General features: G+C 66.9%; 4 protein-coding genes and 1 pseudogene. All 5 read left to right on the top strand.

The window, feature by feature from the left end; translation table 11 throughout:
* The coding region (locus tag VF497_RS16030; RefSeq protein ID WP_330890550.1) for a sugar transferase at positions 1–201 on the top strand (201 nt) is incomplete at its 5' end.
* 10 nt (positions 202–211) lie between these two features.
* Positions 212–1,135, top strand: a complete 924-nt coding sequence (locus VF497_RS16025) for a glycosyltransferase family 2 protein (protein WP_330890548.1) — start codon at positions 212–214, stop codon at positions 1,133–1,135.
* Complete coding sequence (locus VF497_RS16020) at positions 1,132–1,923, top strand: polysaccharide biosynthesis/export family protein (protein WP_330890546.1); 792 nt, start codon at positions 1,132–1,134, stop codon at positions 1,921–1,923. The genes VF497_RS16025 and VF497_RS16020 overlap by 4 nt, the downstream gene beginning before the upstream one ends.
* Positions 1,920–3,917: an exopolysaccharide transport family protein gene (locus tag VF497_RS16015; protein WP_330890544.1), complete on the top strand. Its 1,998-nt coding sequence runs from the start codon at positions 1,920–1,922 to the stop codon at positions 3,915–3,917. Before VF497_RS16020 ends, VF497_RS16015 begins: the two co-directional genes overlap by 4 nt.
* Positions 3,914–4,413, top strand: a pseudogene (locus tag VF497_RS16010) (glycosyl transferase family 1); the annotation flags it as partial. The gene VF497_RS16015 and the pseudogene VF497_RS16010, both read left to right, overlap by 4 nt.

Genomic DNA, 4,413 nt, shown 5'->3' with positions numbered 1-4,413 from the left:
GCCGCGCGCCATCGGGTCAAGCCAGGGATTACCGGGCTCGCCCAGGTAAACGGTTACAGGGGCGAGACCGACACGCTGCACAAGATCCACCGCCGCGTCGAATACGACCTCGAATACATCGAGCGCTGGTCGGTTTGGCTCGATCTCTACATCCTCGCGCGCACGATCCCCGCGATCATTTCCGCGCGCGCCGCCTACTGAGAACCCTGGCATGCGCAGCGCACTGATCATCCCGAACCGCAACGGCGCCGATCATCTCGAGCGCCTGCTGCCGGCGCTCGCGGCGCAGAGCCTGCAGCCCGACGAGGTGCTGGTCGTCGACAGCTCCTCGAGCGACGACTCGCCCGCACGCTGGCGCGCACACGGCGCACGCGTCGTCGCGATCGATGCCGCGCGCTTCAATCACGGCGGCACGCGCCGCTGGGCGAGCACCCTGACCCGTGCCGACGTGCTGATCTACATGACCCAGGACGCTGTGCCCGCCGACCGCGACGCGCTGCGTCGTCTGCACGACGCGCTGTTCGCCGCTCCCGACATCGGCGTCGCCTATGGCCGCCAGCTGCCGCATCCGGGCGCGAGCCTGCTCAGCGCCGCGGGGCGCAGGTTCAATTATCCGGCGCAGAGCCGCATCAAGCGCCGCAGCGATGCGCGCGAACTCGGCATCAAGACCTGCTTCAGTTCGGATGCATTTGCCGCTTACCGGCGCGACGCACTCTTCGCGGTCGGCGGTTTTCCCGAAGACGTGATCGGCAGCGAAGATGCCTTCGTCGCTGCGCGCATGCTGCTGCGGGACTACGCCGTGCACTACACCGCCGATGCGCAAGTGCATCACTCGCACGAGTACACGCCGGTCGAGGAAATGCGCCGCTATTTCGACATCGGCACGTTCTACCGACGCGAGGCGTGGATAGTCGAAGCCTTCGGTCACGCCGGCGGCGAAGGCCTGCGCTTCGTCCGCGACCAGATCGACGCGCTCACCGCCGCCGGCCAGCGCTGGCGTGGCGCCGAAGTGGTCTGGCGCAGCGCACTCAAACTCGCCGGCTACAAGCTCGGCTTCCTCGAACGCCATCTGCCATCCGCGCTGAAACGGCGCATCAGCATGTTTCCCCTTTACTGGGAGGAGAACTCCGCATGAATCGCCAATTCGTCATCGCAAGCCTCGCGCTCGCGCTTGGTGCCTGCACGACACCGGGCGCGATCCGTCCACCCGGCGGAAGCACGGCCAAGGCCCACGAAATCGACACCAAATCGTCCGCCCAGCTGCCGCCCGCGGTCGTGCGCGTGTACGCGGGCGACACACTGCGCATCGTGCGCGATTCGCAGCTGCCGCTGCGGCCCGAGGAGGTGCCGCTGACCCAGTTCACCGTGCGCAGCGACGGCAGCTTTTCCTATCCCGAAGTCGGCAAGGTCGATGCTACTGGCCGCACGCCCGAAGAAATTGCCGACGACCTCGGCAAGCGCATGACCGGCATCTACAAGGAGCCGCGGGTAACGGTGAACATCGCCGAATCGCCAGGCAACCGCGTCATGGTCGGCGGCGCGGTGCGCACGCCGAACGCGAGCTTCGATCTCGCCGGCATCGGCACGGCCGAGCAGGCGATCGTCGCCTCGGGCGGACTGCTTTCAGGCGCAGACCCTCATCACGTCGCGCTCGTGCGCCTCGACGACAAGCGCCGCTACCAGGTCTATTTCTTCGACTACGCGAACCTGCTCCAGCCCGGCGACGGCGGCGGCCGCCAGCCGATCGCCCTGCAGCGCGGCGACATCCTGTTCGTACCCAAATCGCGCATCGGCGAACTCGTCGACAGCATGGATCTCTACGTGACCCAGTTGATTCCGTTCTTCCACGGCATCGGCGTCAGCGCGAACTACCAATTGAACAACACCAGCGTGCCCGTGCAGCAGGTGGGAGGTGTGAAATGATCGAGATCCGCAGCTTTCGCGACCTGTTGCGTCTGCTTTTCATCTTCAAGCGCGCGTTCGTGCTGACCGCACTGGCCACGATGATCCTGATCGTGCTCGGCGCGCTGTTCCTGCCGTCGCGCTTCACCTCGACCTCGCGCCTGTTCGTCAACCTCGAGAAGGGCGACCAGGTGCGCGTGCCGATGCAGGTGATGCGCGAGCCGAACTTCATCCAGCCGGCGACGCTGCGCGATCCGATCCTCGACGAGGAGCAGATCCTGACCAGCGCGCCGGTGATCAGCAAGGTTGCCGACGCCTATCGCGCAGATCTCGAACACGCGAGCGACGGCAGCCTGTGGAAGCGGATCAAGGCCAAGGTGCGCGTAGCCACCGGCGCGATCAAGGACGGCTTCGACGCAACGCTCGCCTTCGTCGGCATCATCGACCGGCAGACGCCGCAGGAAAAGCTCGCCGCAGGTCTCGCCAAGGCGCTCAAGGTCAGCCACGAATCCGGCGCCGACGTGATGGAACTCGACCTGACCTGGAACGATCCGACCGAGGCGCAGCAGATACTCAAGCACTGGGTCGACGCCTACTTCGACGCGCGCGCGCAGGCCGCCGGCGGTGCGGAGCTGTCGCGCTTCTACGAGAACCAGAGCGAGGAGCTCGGCAAGGAAGTGCTCGCGCTCAAGCAGGAGCTGCACACCAAGCTCAACGACCTCAACGCGGCCAGCCTGCAGCAAAAGCTCGACAGCACCGCCGACCAGCTGCAGCGCCTGTACAAGGGACGCCAGGACGCGCTCGCGCAGAAGGTCGCGGTCGAAGCCGCGATCGCCTCGGCGCAGCAGCGCCTGCCGTCGATGCCGGCCGAGATCGTCACCGGTCGCGCAATCAGCCTCAATCCGATCCAGCAGGACATGCAGGCCAAACTCAACGTGATGCAGACCCAGCGCCTCGACCTGCTGCGCACCTACGACGAAAACGCACCCAAGGTGAAGTCGCTCGACGCGGCGATCGCTTCGATGCGCACGCAGATCGACTCGCTGGCGAAGCAGGTGCAGAGTTCGCAGAACCTCGCGCCGAACGCGCTTGCACTCAAGCTCAAGGGCGACATCCAGGACGGCGAAACGCAGGAGGCGCACCTCACCGCGCAGCTCGACGCGATCGACAAGCAGATCGCCGCGCTGCAGTCCGACCGCGACCACGTGCTCACGATCGAGCCCGAACTGTCGCGCCTCGGCCTGCAGTTGAACACCGCCGAGAAAGCCTATGGGCTGACCAGCGAGTTCCTCATGCACGCACGCGTGCAGCGCGACCTCAACGCGAACCGCCTGAGCAACGTCGCGGTGGTCGAACCGCCGACCTTCGTCGCCGCGCGCGTGTTCCCGAAGACGACGACGATGCTGCTCGCTGCGCTGCCGGCGGGCATTGCGGTCGGCCTGTTCGCGGTCTTCCTCTGCCGTCTGCTCGATCAGCGCATCCACGACGGCGGCGGCGTCGACGAGCGCTTCGGCCTGCCGCTGCTCGGCGTGGTGCCCGAACTCAACGGCCGCGCCAAGCAGGGCCTGCCGCTGCGTTCCGCACTGCATCGCATCTGGCGCCAGCTGCCGCATCAGGACATACCCGCGCGCGGTCTCACCATCGGCATTGCCTCGGCGAATCCCGGCGAAGGCGTGCATTTCATCGCGCTCGGCATCGCCAACTTCGCCCAAGGCCAGGGCTACAACGCACGCATCACGAGCAAGCGTCGCGCGAATCCGGGCGAGGTCGCCATCGTCGAGGCACCCGGCGTGCTCAAGGACGACATCGGCTTCGACGAACTGCAATACGCCGACCGCATCGTCGTCGTCGTGCAGGCGCGCGCAACGACCATTCCGGTGGTCGAGGAAACACTGCGCTCGCTCGGCCAGGCGTTCGACAACGTCTGCGGCATCGTCCTCAACCGCCGCTACTTCGAGATCCCGCAGTCGTTGATGGACCGCTCGAGCCAGCTGCTGAGGCTGACCTCGTCATGAAGATCGTCCTGCTCGCACCGCTGCCGCCGGAGCAGAACGGCATCGCCGACTATGCCGCGAATTTCGCGGGCGCGCTCGAAGGCGAAGGCATCGAAGTGCTGCGCCCGTTCGCCGGAATGCCCGTGACCGCTGACCCGGCCGAGATTCGCGCGCGCCTGGAAACGCTGAGCTGGCATGGCGTCGAACTCGCCCATGCCGAGCTCGGTGGCGGTCGCGTGCGTGAATTCATCGCGCTCGAACTGCTGCGCCAGCTGCATCCGGCCTTGCCACTGACCGCGACCGCGCACGATCCCGAACGCCTGATCTGGCGCGCCGCGCAATTGCCGCCCGCGCTGGCGTGGACGCAGCGCCTGCCGCAGCCGATGGCCAAGCTCGCCAGCGTGCTCGGCGATCCGGCTACGCTCGCGCAGGAACGCCGCCTCGCCCACGGCCTCGTGCGCATTGTCGCGCTGACCGATACCGGCGCGCAGGCGTTGCGCGCGCGCATGCAGTTGCC

The organism is Rudaea sp., from assembly GCF_036383415.1.
Taxonomy (GTDB): Bacteria; Pseudomonadota; Gammaproteobacteria; order Xanthomonadales; family Rhodanobacteraceae; genus Rudaea.
Note: the sequence above shows the minus strand (reverse complement) of the source record. Positions and strands in the feature narration are given on the sequence as shown.